At 72.1% G+C, this 11,985-nt stretch carries 12 protein-coding genes; 1 reads left to right on the forward strand and 11 read right to left on the reverse strand.

Annotated elements, in window-relative coordinates; translation table 11 throughout:
• Positions 1–111 precede the first annotated feature (111 nt).
• The 11 genes from F2B26_RS00710 to F2B26_RS00760 all read right to left on the reverse strand — a co-directional run bounded on the left by F2B26_RS00710 (position 112) and on the right by F2B26_RS00760 (position 10,338).
• Positions 112–852, reverse strand: coding sequence for an SDR family NAD(P)-dependent oxidoreductase (locus F2B26_RS00710; protein ID WP_159805377.1), 741 nt, complete (start codon positions 850–852; stop codon positions 112–114).
• Entirely contained in the window at positions 852–1,694 is an 843-nt protein-coding gene (locus F2B26_RS00715) for a TIM barrel protein (RefSeq protein ID WP_159805379.1), read from the reverse strand. The genes F2B26_RS00710 and F2B26_RS00715 overlap by 1 nt, the downstream gene beginning before the upstream one ends.
• Positions 1,691–3,055: a dihydroorotase gene (locus tag F2B26_RS00720; protein ID WP_159805381.1), complete on the reverse strand. Its 1,365-nt coding sequence runs from the start codon at positions 3,053–3,055 to the stop codon at positions 1,691–1,693. Before F2B26_RS00720 ends, F2B26_RS00715 begins: the two co-directional genes overlap by 4 nt.
• Complete coding sequence (locus F2B26_RS00725; RefSeq protein WP_159805383.1) at positions 3,045–3,965, reverse strand: dipicolinate synthase subunit DpsA; 921 nt, start codon at positions 3,963–3,965, stop codon at positions 3,045–3,047. The genes F2B26_RS00720 and F2B26_RS00725 overlap by 11 nt, the downstream gene beginning before the upstream one ends.
• The gene (locus tag F2B26_RS00730; RefSeq protein ID WP_159805385.1) at positions 3,962–5,047 is read right to left on the reverse strand and encodes an NAD/NADP-dependent octopine/nopaline dehydrogenase family protein; all 1,086 of its coding nucleotides are present in this window, start codon (positions 5,045–5,047) and stop codon (positions 3,962–3,964) included. Before F2B26_RS00730 ends, F2B26_RS00725 begins: the two co-directional genes overlap by 4 nt.
• On the reverse strand, positions 5,044–6,198 hold the full coding sequence (locus F2B26_RS00735) for a mandelate racemase/muconate lactonizing enzyme family protein (protein WP_201292542.1): 1,155 nt from the start codon (positions 6,196–6,198) through the stop codon (positions 5,044–5,046). Before F2B26_RS00735 ends, F2B26_RS00730 begins: the two co-directional genes overlap by 4 nt.
• The gene (locus F2B26_RS00740; protein WP_159805387.1) at positions 6,195–7,181 is read right to left on the reverse strand and encodes an isochorismatase family protein; all 987 of its coding nucleotides are present in this window, start codon (positions 7,179–7,181) and stop codon (positions 6,195–6,197) included. The genes F2B26_RS00735 and F2B26_RS00740 overlap by 4 nt, the downstream gene beginning before the upstream one ends.
• Entirely contained in the window at positions 7,178–7,447 is a 270-nt protein-coding gene (locus tag F2B26_RS00745) for a tautomerase family protein (protein WP_268891086.1), read from the reverse strand. Before F2B26_RS00745 ends, F2B26_RS00740 begins: the two co-directional genes overlap by 4 nt.
• Positions 7,448–7,490: 43 nt before the next feature.
• A complete protein-coding gene (locus tag F2B26_RS00750; protein ID WP_159805391.1) occupies positions 7,491–8,624 on the reverse strand; it encodes a substrate-binding domain-containing protein in 1,134 nt (377 codons plus the stop codon).
• 125 nt (positions 8,625–8,749) lie between these two features.
• A complete protein-coding gene (locus tag F2B26_RS00755; RefSeq protein ID WP_159805393.1) occupies positions 8,750–9,595 on the reverse strand; it encodes an ABC transporter permease in 846 nt (281 codons plus the stop codon).
• On the reverse strand, positions 9,595–10,338 hold the full coding sequence (locus F2B26_RS00760) for an ABC transporter ATP-binding protein (RefSeq protein ID WP_235929421.1): 744 nt from the start codon (positions 10,336–10,338) through the stop codon (positions 9,595–9,597). The genes F2B26_RS00755 and F2B26_RS00760 overlap by 1 nt, the downstream gene beginning before the upstream one ends.
• Positions 10,339–10,396: 58 nt before the next feature.
• Here F2B26_RS00760 and F2B26_RS00765 point away from each other — a divergent pair, with 58 nt between their 5' ends.
• On the forward strand, positions 10,397–11,977 hold the full coding sequence (locus F2B26_RS00765) for an aldehyde dehydrogenase family protein (RefSeq protein ID WP_159805395.1): 1,581 nt from the start codon (positions 10,397–10,399) through the stop codon (positions 11,975–11,977).
• Positions 11,978–11,985 lie beyond the last annotated feature (8 nt).

Raw genomic sequence — 11,985 nt, forward strand, 5'->3', positions numbered from 1 at the left:
TGCGGGCGCTCACCGCCCGCTGAGCTCGGCGGTCGTCCGCGAACGCACGAAGGCCCGGACGCGCGGAGGCCCGGGCGGGCGGATCGGGGGCGCCCGCCCGGACCGGTCCGTTCAGGCGGTGATGGCCCCGTCGATCGGGATGACCGCGCCGTTGATGTAGTCCGAGGCGTCCGAGGCCAGGAAGGCCACGAGCGCGGCGACCTCCTGCGGCTGGGCGACGCGGCCCTGCGGGACGAAGTGCGACAGGCGCTCCACCTCGGGGGCGCCGCCGGCGATCATCGGGGTGTCGACCACACCGGGCGAGACGGCGTTCACCCGCACGCCCTTGCTCGCGAGCTCGGCGGCGGCGGCGATCGTCATGCCGCGCACCGCCCACTTGCTGGCCGCGTACGCGTGGGGCTGCCCACGGCCGATCATGCCGGCCGAGGAGCACGTGTTGATGATCGAGCCCTTGCCCGCGGCGATCATCACCGGGGCCACGAAGTAGGTGCCGAGGAAGACCCCGACCTGGTTGGTCTCCACGACCGCGCGGTAGTCGGCCGGCGTGGTGTCGACCAGCGGCTCGTCGAACCACACCCCGGCGTTGTTCACCAGCACGTCGATCCGCCCGAAGCGCTCCAGCACCTGCGCGATCACGGCCGGCCAGGCGGCGTCGTCGCGCACGTCGTGCTCGATGTAGAGCGCGCGGTCGCCGATCTCGGCGGCGATCTGCGCCCCCTGCGACCCGGGCAGGTCGATGAGCACGATGCCCGCCGCGCCCTGCTCGGCGAACAGCCGCGCCTCCGCGCCGCCCTGCCCGAGGCTCGACCCGCCGCCGGTGATGATCGCGACCTTGCCGTCCAGCTGACCCATCAGACCTCTCCTCGTGCGCTGTGGTAAGCCGCGGACCGGTGCCTGGCCCAGTCCGCGGGGAAGACGGCGTCGATCCCGGCCACCGCGGTCGCCGGCTCACCGTCGCTGGGCACCACCTCGAAGGTGATGGTCCCGTCCCAGCCCCCGGCGTCGAGCACCTCGCGCAGGAACCGGTAGTCGATCTCGCCGTGGTCCGGCTCGGCCCGGCCGGGGACGTTGCCGACGTCGAGCCGGCCCATCCACGGCAGGGCGGCCCGCAGGTGGTCGGTGAGGCGGCCCACGGACAGCTGCTGGTGGAACGCGTCGTAGACCATGCGCACCTGCGGGTGGTCGAGCTCGCGGGCGATCGAGGTGACCACCGCGGCGTCGTCCCACAGGTAGCCGGGCAGGTAGACGGTGTTCATGTGCTCGAGCATGAGCGTGATGCCGGTGCCCTCGACCACCCCGATCGCGGCCTGCAGGTTCTCGATCGCGGTGGCGTGCCACTCCTCCCGGGTGACCGGCGGCAACGGGGCGACGATGCCGCCGGTGCGGATCGCGTTGGAGAACATGTGCACCTGACGGGCGCCGACGCGCACCGCGGTGTCGACCGAGCGCTTGACCGCCTCGAGCAGCGCGGGACGCTGGTCCGGGTCGGCCAGGCCCACGTCGCGGTTGCCGAAGAAGCCGTTGATCGCGATGCCGTGGTCGGCCGCCGTCGCGGCGATGGCGTCCATGTCGAGCACCCGCCAGTCCCACAGGTCGACGAGGTCGAACCCGGCGCGGGCGGCCTGCACCGTCCGGTCGGGGAACTCCAGGTCCGTCCACATGAACTGCAGCGAGATCGCGCGGTCGATGCTCATGCCAGGGCCGCCTTCTCCGAGTCCGGGATCGACACGCAGCGCCCGCGCCCGTGCCCGGCCGCCACCTCGACGCCGTCAGCGGCCACCACCTCGCCGCGCGAGATCGTGAGCACCGGCCAGCCGCGCAGGTCCCAACCCTCGTACAGGCAGGTGCCCTTGCCGGTGTGGTGCACCGTCTTGACCAGGTCGAGGTCGACGAGCACGAGGTCCGCGTCGGCGCCCACCGTGAGCGAGCCCTTGCGCGGGTACAGCCCGAACCGGCGGGCCGGGTTGTAGGAGTTGAGCTCGACGAGCCGCGACAGCGACATCCCGCGCTCGTGCACCCCGAAGTGCAGCAGGAGCGGCAGCTCCCAGTCGAAGGTGACGACACCGGGCTTCTCGTGCCAGATGTCGCCGCCGATCTTGGCGAACGGCACGTGGTCCGTGCCCAGCGTGCCGACCTTGCCGTCGAGCACCGACTCCCACAGGCCCTCGATCTCGGCCCGGTCGCGCAGCGGCGGCGAGATCTTGGCGTCCTTGCCCAGGTCTGGGTCCCAGGCCGAGCGGGTGAGGTAGTGCGCGCAGGTCTCGACCGTGACGTCGACCCCGCGGGCGCGGGCCTCGGCGGCCATCCGCGGCCCGTTGGCCGCCGTGTTGTGCACGATGTAGAGGGGGCAGCCGGTGATCTCGGCGAACCGGATCATCCGCGCGATGGCCTCCTCCTCCATGAACACCGGACGGGACTGGGTGTACGCGGGAAGGTCGTCGCGGCCGGCGGCGATCATCTCGGCCTTGCCGAGCATGGTGAGCTCGGTGTTCTCGCAGTGCACGCACACGATGCCGCCGGGGATCTTCGCCGCCTCGCGCATCGCGCCGAAGATCCAGGCGTCGGTGGACGAGGTGATGCCGATCGGGTTGCCCGGCTCGTAGCCCATGTGGCACTTGAACGAGCGCACCCCGGTGGCGGCGACCGTCTCGGGGATGCCGGCGACGTGCTCCTCGCGCTGGATGCCGAAGTGGAAGCCGAAGTCGATGAGCGCCTGGGCCTCCCCGCGGGCCCGCCGCTCGGCGTAGAAGTCGACGTAGCCGCCGTCCTTGTTGCGGGTGAACAGCAGGATCGTCGTCACCCCGCCGCGGGCGGCCGCGGCGGTCTCGGTGCGCATGTCCTCGTCGTAGGAGTAGTTGACGCCGAGGTGGCAGTGCGGGTCGATGACGCCCGGCATGAGCACCTTGCCACCGGCGTCGATGTGCCGGTCGGCGGGCGGCAGCGCGTCATCGGCCCCGACGGCCACGATGCGACCGTCCTTGACCGCCACGCCACCGGCGAACTCCCCGTCGTGGGTGACCACCCGGGCTCCCGTGATGACCAGGTCAGCCTGCACGTCGTCGCTCCTCGATCGCCTCGATGCGCCGGACGATGCCGGCCCACTGACTGCCGCCGACGGTGACCGGCGCCCGCCGCCCCATCCCCCGCGCCCACACCGCGCGCAGCCCGCGGGCCCGTGCGGCCGCAAGGTCGACGCCGCCGGGCGGGGCCGCCACGTCGACGACGAGCGCCCCGGGCGGCAGCAGCGCGAGCAGCGGTGCGCTGAGCACGGCGGCCGGCACGGTGGACAGCACCACGTCGGCGCCGGGCAGCACCTCGGCCAGGTGGTCGAGGTCGACGGTGGCCGCACCCGCGGTCCGGGCGTCGGCCCGCTGCACCCCGTTGCGGGCCGCGACGGTGACGTGCGCACCGAGCAGCACGAGGGTGCGGGCCAGCAGCCGGCCGATGGTGCCGTGCCCGACGAGCACCACGGACGCACCGTGGATGGTCACGTCGGTGTGCGCGATGACCTGGGCGAGCACACCCTCGACGACGGCCGGGCCGCGGTCCAGCATGAGCTCGACGTCGTCCTCGTACTCCACGAGCCCGACGCCGGTGGCCGCGGCGGCGGCACGTAGACCCGCATCGGCGCGGCCGAGCACGATCTGGGCGCCGGGGGCCAGCAGCTGCAGCAGCGCCGCATCGGGCACGATCGGCGCCGGGGCGTCGGGGGCGAACAGCGAGCCGTCGGCGGCGATGCCGGGGATCGGGAACAGCGCGTAGTGCGCACCGGCGAGCGCGGTGGCCGGGTCGTCGCACCACTGCACGCCGGGGAGGGGGGCGGCCGGCGGGGTGAACCCGTGCGCGCGCACGTTCGCCCCGGCGGCGGCGGCGAGCCGGGCGATCTCCTGCTCGCGTTCGTCACCTGCGACGACGGCCACGACGAGACCGGCCAACGGGCGACCGCCGGCGCTCTGCCCGCTCATGCCGGCACCCCGCCGACCAGGTCGAGCACCTCGGGCACCCCGAGGTGCTCGATGCCCATCCGGGCCGCCGTCCGACCCGCGGGCAGGTCGCCGACCGCGGTGCGGGCCAACGTGAGGAGCGAGCGGGCCACCGGCACATCGACCCCGCCGACCCGGGCCAGCGCCAGGAACGGCACGAGGCCGAAGGGCATGTCCTCGCGGTAGTAGCGGTGGGCGAACGAGCCCGGGGCCGCGATGGTGGCGTTCGCCTCACCCTGCCGGATGGCCCCGCCGAGGTCGCCGGTCGCCGCGGTGGCCGCGTCGACCGTGCCGACGAGGGCCATCTCGTCCACGAGCGGCAGCAGGGTGTGGCCGAACGCGGCACCGACCGCGATCCGTTCCTCGTCGAGGGCCGCCAGCACGCGCACCACACCGTCGGTCATGCCCTCGCGGTAGAAGGTGAACCGGCCGCCGGTGGCCTGCACCCACGCTGCCCCGAGCACCGCACCCGGCGGGTGCAGCACGAGGTTGACGTCGCTGAGCGAGGTGACGAGCACATCGGCCACCGGGTCGACCTGCGCGAACAGCTCGCGTGCGCCGTCGAGGGCGACCTGGCCGCCGGGCAGCGCCGCACCGCGCACGCCGGCGGCCCGCCCTGTGGTGCGGACCAGGCCGTCCGGGTCCACCCGGCCGACGTAGGTGAGCGTGGACAGCTCGGCGATCGGTGGGACCGGCACCCCGGCCTGCACGAACACGGTGCGTGCGTGCAGGGCTCCGCCGGGGTGACCGGGGTTGAGCACCACCGGCCGCGCGCAGCCGGCCGCGGCGAGCGCGGTGAACACGGCCTCGTGCACGGGGGCGGGCAGCGTGACGAGCACGAGGTCGGCCCCCGCCAGCGCGGTGGGCAGGTCGGTGGTCACGAGGTCGGGGCGCACGGTCCCGGTGCCGAGCACACCGGCGTACCGCACCTCGCCGTCGGGCACGTGCACGGCCAGGGTGTCCGCGCTGCGGTTCCACAGCTGGACCCGGTGCCCGGCGCCCTGCAGCTCGACGAGCGCCGAGAGCCCCCCGGCGCCGGCCCCGAGGACGGCGACGACGCTCACGCCGCGTACCGCGCCAGCTTGGCCCGGTCGACCTCGATGCCGAGCCCGGGACCGGTGGGCGCCTGCACGACGCCGTCGACGAAGACGAACGGCTCGGTGACCAGGTCGTCGAGGTAGTAGACCCCGGCGACGGCCGGGCCGCCCGAACCGGCCGGCTGGGACACCGGGCACACGCTGGGCAGCACGGCGTTCGGCATCGCCACGCCGAGGGCGAGATTGGCCGCGTTGCCGATGCCGGTCTCGATGGACCCGCCGATGTCGTAGGTCATGCCGAGCGACTCGCCGATCTCGGCCTGCCGGCGCGCCCGGTAGAGCCCGCCGGGCTTGGTGACGTAGCAGGAGAAGCAGGCGGCGGCGTCGGCGGCGTCGAGCTCGAGGATGTCGTGCACCGTCCAGGCGGACTCGTCGGCCATCACGGGGGCGGAGATGCGGGCGGCGACGCGGGCCAGGGCGGCCGTGCCGGCGACGGGCTGCTCGCACAGCAGCAGGTCGTACTCCTCCTGCTGCAACGTGATGCGCACGGCCTGGTCCACCGTGGTGTAGCCCTCGTTCGCGTCGACCCGGATCTTCACGTCGTCGCCGACGAGGGCGCGCAGCTCCCGCACGAGCGCGACGTCGTACACGGGGTCGATGCCGGTCTTGCACTTGATGGTGCGGGCGCCCTCGGCGACGGCCTGCTCGGCCTCGGCGAGCGCGGCGCCCAGCTCCATGATGCCCAGGGAGTGCGCGACCTCGATGCCGTCCCGGAACCGGCCGCCGAGCAGGTCGGCGACCGAGACGCCCAGACCCTTGCCGGCCGCGTCGTAGCAGGCCATGTCGAGGGCGGCCTTGGCGTAGGGGTGCCCCTTGATGGCCCGGTCCATGGCCTTGTGCACGAGGGCGATGTCGAGCGGGTCGAGCCCGCGCACGGCCGGGACCAGGTAGTCGGCGATGACGTGCGCGACGGTCTGCGGCGTCTCGCCGTAGTAGCGCATCGCGGCGCCGCCCCAGGTGGCGCCGGCCGGGGCCTCGCCCCAGCCGGTGACGCCGTCGTCGGTGACGAGCTCGACGATGGCGTGGTACCCGATGGGGCTGGTCATCTTGGAGGCCCAGTTGTGGTCCCGCCGCGCGGGCAGGTGCACCAGGTGGACGACGGCGTCGGTGATCTTCATGCGCGTGCCTCCTCGACGAGCTCGATCTCGTGCCCGTCGGGGTCACGGACGTAGACGGTCCAGCCGTAGGGGCCGGGGGCCGGGCCGCGGACCACCTCGAACCCGGCCTCGGCGACCCGGGCGGCCAGGCCGTCGACGTCCTGGGCGCGGAAGCACACGTGCTGCACGGTGCCGGGGGCCGGGCTGCCGGCCTCGACCAGGCCGAGGCCCTGGTGGGTCGAGACGAACCGGCGCCCGTCGCGGAACTGCTCGTCGACGCGGACCGTGAAGCCGAGCAGCCGCGTGTAGAACGCGAGCGAGGCGTCCAGGTCGCTGGTCTCCAGCAGCAGGTGGTGCAGGCTCAGGGCCTTCGGTGCGGTGGCCGCCTCGAGCCAGCCGAGCACGTCGGTGCTGGTGGCGAGCACGCCGAGGTACTGGTTCCAGACGGCCTGGGCGGTGTCGATCCAGGCCGGGCGCACCGCGGCGATGGCGTCGGTGACGGCGACCACGTCGAAGTCGCGCAGGTAGGCCTCGCGCAGCGTGGTCTCGACGCACGCGTTGGCGGTGAGCCCGACGACGAACAGCGCGTTGACGCCGAGCATGTCGCACAGGGCCTGCAGCCGGGTCTGGTAGAACGCGCCGAACCGGTGCTTGGTGACGACGAACGTCGGGTCGTCGACCAGGTCGGCGAGCTCGTCGACGAAGGCCGCGTCCCACGAGCCGGAGACGGCCGAGACCTGCTTGCGCTTGGCGGTGTGCGAGGCGAGCTGCTTGGCGTCGCGGGCGGCGTCCTTGGCCAGGTGCACCTGCTGGGTCCAGATGACCGGCAGCCCGGCGGCCCTGAAGCCCTCGACCAGCGTGCGCACGACGGGGATGGTGGCCTGGGCGGGCTTGACGTCGACGCCGGAGACGCCGAGCGTGCCCTCGTCGTGGGCGAAGGCGTTCTGCAGGTCGATGACCAGCAGGGCCGCCTTGCTCGCGGAGATCGCGTCGATGGCGCTCACGCTTGGGCCTCCTCGTCGCTCGTCGCGGCGGCCGGCTCGTGGTCCATGTCGATGCCGAGCACCCCGGCCCGCCCCCAGTTCTCCTTGGGGTACTCGCTGATCGCGACGTGCAGAGCGTCCGGGCGCGCACCGGCGTGGTCGACCATCGCCTGGGTGATCGCGGCCACCAGCGCGCGCTTCTGCGCGACCGAGCGGCCCTCCCACATGTGCACCGTCACGAACGGCATCTGCTCCTCCTTCGTCGTTGCCCCGGCTGGGGCGGACAGGCCGCCGCCGGCCCCGAGGGACCGGCGGCGGACCCGCGTCGGGCTAGTAGTGGATGGACGTGTCCAGGAACTCGTTGGTGGACAGGTCCGCCGTGGTCAGGCCGGGCTTCACCTCGATGTTCTGCGCCTTGTAGATGTCGCTGAACAGCGTGAGGTTCTCCTGCTGACGCTTGTCGTCGAAGGAGCCGAGGACACCGTCGGTGCCGTTGTCGACGATCTTCAGCGACTTCATGAGCGACACCGCGTTGGCGGCCCGCTCGGGCGAGATCTGCCAGAACTGGTCGATCTGCTTGAGGTAGTCGGTGATCGCCGCGTTGGTGGCCACCGGGTCCTTGATGAAGTCGGCCTGGGCCTGCTGCAGGGCCGGGACGAGCTTCTTGAGGCAGGCCTCGTTCTCCTTGACCACCGAGGGGATGCCGACGAGCGGCTGGGAGTACCCGGTGAACCCGGCGTCGGCGATCATGAGGTAGGACACCGGCTTCTTCCAGGCGTCCAGCTCCTTCTCGTACTGGTAGGGCTCGGAGGTGACGAAGCCCTGCTGGACGATGCCCTCACCCGAGACGAACCGGGTGGGCGAGCCGTCGTAGCCGGAGTCGAGCTGGTCCTTGCGCAGCCAGCCCTTGTTGACCATCCAGTCGACGTAGGAGGCGCCCTGGAAGTACAGGACCTTGGCGTCGGACTTGCCGATGTCGGCGAAGGTCTTGAAGTCGTACTTGGTCGGGTCCCACATGAGGACCTGCGGGGACTTGGCGAGGGGGGCCATCACCGCGATCGTCGGCTGGGTGTTGGAGAGCTTGACCTGCTCGTCGGTGTTGACGTAGCCGAGCAGGATCGAGGTGTCCTGGTAGATGAGCGAGGTGTCGTCCTGGTAGCCGACGAAGGGGCCGCCGGCGCGGATCTCGAGCGTGATGTTCGGGTCGGCCTTGAGGGGGCCGGAGTAGTGCCCCTTCTTCGCGTCGATCGTGGCCTTGGACTGGTCGATCGCCTCGTAGAGGCCGCCGTGCTCCGGCTCGGGGTACCAGTCGGTCTGGATGACGACCGTCGACGGGCAGGCGGCCAGCGGGCCCGCCGGTCCCGACGCGGACGAGGCGTCCGAGCTGCCGCCGGAGCTGCACGCAGCCAGCAGCAGCATCGAGACCGCTCCGGCCGTTCCGGCGATGAGTGGTTGCTTGCGCACAGGTCCTCCTGAGGAGCGCTCTACTGGTATGACATGTGACATCTTTTCTGTGGCTCCTCTCTGTGGTCAAGGCTGCGGGACGAAGGTTTACCGGCCGGAAACACCCGGCGCGGTCGGGACCGCGCTCAGCCGGACGTGGGCCGGTACCAGCTGCCCGTGACGGCCTTGCCCAGGGCGCCGAACAGCCAGAACACCGCCAGGCCGAGCAGCGAGGACAAGATGATCGAGGCGTACAGCCGCTCGCCCTGGAGGCTGTTGCGGTAGGTGTCGATGAGCAGACCGATCCCCGGGTCGCCCTGGCGGAAGAAGAAGTCGCCGACGATCGCACCGATCACCGACAGCCCCGCCGAGATGCGCAGCCCCGTGAACACCGCCGGCAGCGAGGCCGGCACCTGGAGCTTGACCAGACGGGTGTACCTGTCGGCCCGGTGCAGCGTGAACAGGTCGTGCATCGCCGGTTCGGCCGACTGCAGCCCGAAGAACGTGTTCGTGATGATCGGGAACACCGCGATGAGCACACAGACCACCACCCGGCTCCAGAAGGAGTACCCGAGCGCGAACGCGATGAGCGGCACGAGCGCCAGGATCGGGATGGTCTGCAGCACGACGGCGTACGGGTAGAGGCTGGTCTCGATCCACTTCGCCTGGCTCATGAGGATCGCGACGAGGAACCCGATGACCATCGCGATGAGCAGCCCGGCCACCGCGACCCGCGTCGTGGTCCACAGCCCCTCGAGCTCGGACATGAGGTTGTGCCCGTCGAGGAAGCCCACCGCCACCACCTTGTGCGGGGGCGGCAGCACGAACCGCCGCCGCTCGGACAGCACGACGTAGCTGACGAAGTACCACAGGCCGATGACGGAGAGGCCGACCGCGATCGGCAGCACGATCTCCGCCGTGCGGGAGGCGAACCAGCCCGAGCGCGCGCGGGCCTTCGACGGGGACTGGCGCCCGGGCGTCGCGGCGGCCATCAGTGGGCTCCCCGCAGCGACTGCGAGACGAGCCCGGTGAGCTCGGCGAAGGCCGGGTCGTAGCGCAGCTCGGCGGTGCGCGGATAGCCGAAGGGCACGTCGAAGACCTCCTTGACGCGGCCGGGGCGGGCGGCCATGACGACCACCCGGCTGGACAGGTACACCGCCTCGGCGACCGAGTGCGTGACGAAGACGCCGGTGAACTGCTCGGCGCCGTACAGCCGCAGCACCTCGTCGTTGAGCGACTGCCGGGTGATCTCGTCGAGCGCCGCGAACGGCTCGTCGAACATGAACAGCTCGGGGTGCAGCACGAGCGAACGGGCCAGCGAGACGCGCATCTTCATGCCGCCGGACAGCTGGCGCGGGTAGTGGCCGGCGAAGGCGGACAGGCCGACGATCTCGAGGGTCTTGGCGACCTCGTTCTTCGTCTGGGTCTTGCCCATCCCCTCCAGCTCGGCGAACAGGCCGACGTTGCGCTCGACGGTGCGCCACGGCAGCAGGGTCGCGTCCTGGAACACGTAGCCGACCTGGTCGGTCGTCGTCTCGACGCGACCGGAGGTCTCCGGCTGCAGACCGGAGGCGATCCGCAGCAGCGTCGACTTGCCGCAGCCGGAGGGGCCGAGCAACGCGACGAACTCGCCACGTCCGATGGAGATGTCGACATCCTCGAGGGCGACGGTCCCGTCCGGGAACGTCATGCCGACGCCCTCGAACTGGAGCATCACGGCCTTGTCCGAGCTCAACGGTCCTCCTTCACCGCACCGTCCCCGCCCGAGCACCAAGCGCCGTTGACTGGTCCACGTGGTAAGAGGTCTGATAACTTACAGCCTGGTGGACGGCGTCCCCGATGTCAAGGACACCGGCCCCTCACACCGCCCGGAGCACCTGGAGACCAGCATGGCGACGACGTCCTTCGTCCGTGGACCGTGGACCCCGCTCGAGCTCACCGCACCCCTCGACGGGCTGCTGCACGGCTCGGCGGGCACGCTCACCTCGCTCGACCCGGCGACCGGCGAGGTGGTCGCCACCGTGAGCGAGGCCAGCACCGCCGACGCCGACGCCGCCGTGGCGGCCGCCCGCCACGCGTTCGAGACCAGCCGGTGGCGCAACGACGGTGCGCTGCGCGCCCGGGTGCTGCACCGCTGGACCGAGTCGATGCGCGCCGCATCCGGCCGGCTCGCCGAGCTGCTCACCCGCGAGCAGGGCAAGACCCTCGGCCAGGCGCACGGCGAGGTCGCCGGCGCGATCAACATGATCGACTACAACGCCGGCCAGGCCCGCGCGCTGTACGGCCGCTCGCTGGCCCTGTCCCCCACCGCGCACGGTGTGGTGCTGCGTGAACCGGTCGGGGTGGTCGCGGCGATCACGCCGTGGAACTACCCGCTCAACCTCACCATCCGCGCCGTCGCGCCGGCCCTGGCCGCGGGCAACGCCGTCGTGGTCAAGCCCGCCAGCCTCACCCCGGCCATCGTGGTCGCCGCCCTGCACCTGCTGGCTGCCGACCCCGAGCTGCCCGAGGGCATCCTCACCGCCGTGGCCGGACCGGGCTCCTCGGTCGGCGACCGGCTGGTCACCCACCCCGACGTCGACATGATCGCCTTCACCGGCGACTCGGTGACCGGCATCCGGATCATGAAGCGCGCCGCCGACGACCTCAAGAAGGTCTCGCTCGAGCTCGGCGGCAAGTCGCCGAACGTCGTGTTCGCCGACGCACCGTGGGACAAGGCCCTGGCGGGAGCCGCGAACGCGGTGTTCTCCGCCGCCGGGCAGATCTGCACCGCCGGCAGCCGGCTGCTCGTCGCCGAGTCGATCGCCGAGAGGTTCGTCGCCGAGCTGGCCGAGCGGACGACCGCGATGCGGGTCGGCGACGGGCTCGACCCGTCGGTCGCGATGGGCCCGCTGGTCTCGGCCGGTCAGCTGCGCACCGTGCTGGAGTACGTCGACATCGCCAAGGCCGACGGCACGGTGCTCGTCGGCGGCGAGCGCCTCACCAGCGACGGCCTGGCCGACGGCAACTTCGTCGCCCCGACCATCGTCACCGACCTCGACCCGAGCTCCCGGCTGCTGTCCGAGGAGGTGTTCGGCCCGGTGCTGGCCGTGCAGACCTTCGCCGACGAGGACGAGGCGATCGCCCTCGCCAACTCGACGAGCTTCGGCCTGGCCGCAGGTCTGTGGACCGCCGACGTCGACCGCGCCTGGCGGGTCGGGCGGGCGATCCGCTCCGGCACCATCTGGATCAACACCTACCACCACTTCTACGCCGAGATGGAGGTCGGCGGTTTCGGCCAGTCCGGCCTCGGCCGTCAGCAGGGCGTCGAGGGGCTGCTGGAGTTCACCGAGACCAAGCACCTCAACTTCGACCACGCGCCGACGCTGTTCTGAGGCGCCGC

Source organism: Cellulomonas citrea (genome assembly GCF_009829685.1).
In the GTDB taxonomy this organism is placed as follows: Bacteria; Actinomycetota; Actinomycetes; order Actinomycetales; family Cellulomonadaceae; genus Cellulomonas; species Cellulomonas citrea.

Coding starts and splice junctions, on each gene's coding strand:
- F2B26_RS00710 (WP_159805377.1), bottom strand. CDS start 852: ATGGGTCAGCTGGACGGCAAGGTCGCGATCATCACCGGCGGCGGGTCG.
- F2B26_RS00715 (WP_159805379.1), bottom strand. CDS start 1,694: ATGAGCATCGACCGCGCGATCTCGCTGCAGTTCATGTGGACGGACCTG.
- F2B26_RS00725 (WP_159805383.1), bottom strand. CDS start 3,965: ATGAGCGGGCAGAGCGCCGGCGGTCGCCCGTTGGCCGGTCTCGTCGTG.
- F2B26_RS00735 (WP_201292542.1), bottom strand. CDS start 6,198: ATGAAGATCACCGACGCCGTCGTCCACCTGGTGCACCTGCCCGCGCGG.
- F2B26_RS00755 (WP_159805393.1), bottom strand. CDS start 9,595: ATGGCCGCCGCGACGCCCGGGCGCCAGTCCCCGTCGAAGGCCCGCGCG.